Source organism: Saccharothrix sp. NRRL B-16314 (assembly GCF_000716595.1).
Taxonomy (GTDB): Bacteria; Actinomycetota; Actinomycetes; order Mycobacteriales; family Pseudonocardiaceae; genus Actinosynnema.
Genome location: NZ_JNXC01000097.1, coordinates 1 through 684, shown reverse-complemented (window position 1 = coordinate 684; position 684 = coordinate 1). Strand labels below are relative to the sequence as shown.

The following is a 684-nucleotide window of genomic DNA, read 5'->3' as shown; positions in this document are numbered from 1 at the left end:
GGTGAGTAGAAGCAGTTCTTGCCGTCGGCGCCTTCGCCGATCTTCTTGGGTTCGGAGCCCTTGGGGACGCCTTGGTACTTCTCGCAGATGACGGTGTCGCCGTAGACGGTGATGCGGGAGAAGCGGGCGGTGTCGCCCCAGTTGGTGTTGATGCCGGCGAGGACCTTGGTGCTGCGGGCGGTGACGCCGTCCATGACGACGTGGCGTTGGTAGGAGGTGGCGCAGTTGCCGCAGGCGCGGTAGAGCTTGCCGGCGCCGTTGACCTGGAAGTTGCGGATGGTGAGGGTGCCGGCGCCGTTGTGCTGGAAGACCTTGTCGGAGGCGGATTTGGCGCCGCCGCCGTCGACGAGGTAGGTGGCGGAGGAGCTGGAGCTCTTGAAGGTGGCGGCGTCCTCGCCGACGTCGTTCCACCAGACGTTGCGGATGGTGCAGGAGCCTTCGCAGTGGATGCCGTCGCCGGCGGGTGCGTCGATGAAGAGGTTCTGGATGGTGCCGCCGTTGGCGACGACGAACATGGGGTCCTGGCTTTCGCCCTGGCCGCCGTCGCCGATGCCGTAGTAGCGCTTCATGCCGCCGTCGAAGAACGTGCCGGTGTTCTTGGTGGTGGTCTGGTGCACGCTGCCGGTGTCGCTGGGCCACGAACCACTGCCGTCACCGCCACCACCCGGAGTCGTGGTCGTGGTG

The 684-nt window shown here is 66.7% G+C and carries 1 protein-coding gene; it reads right to left on the bottom strand.

The window, feature by feature from the left end:
• Positions 1-684, bottom strand: a 684-nt coding sequence (locus tag OQ02_RS39185) for a pectate lyase (RefSeq protein WP_033443749.1), incomplete at both ends; no start/stop codon positions are given.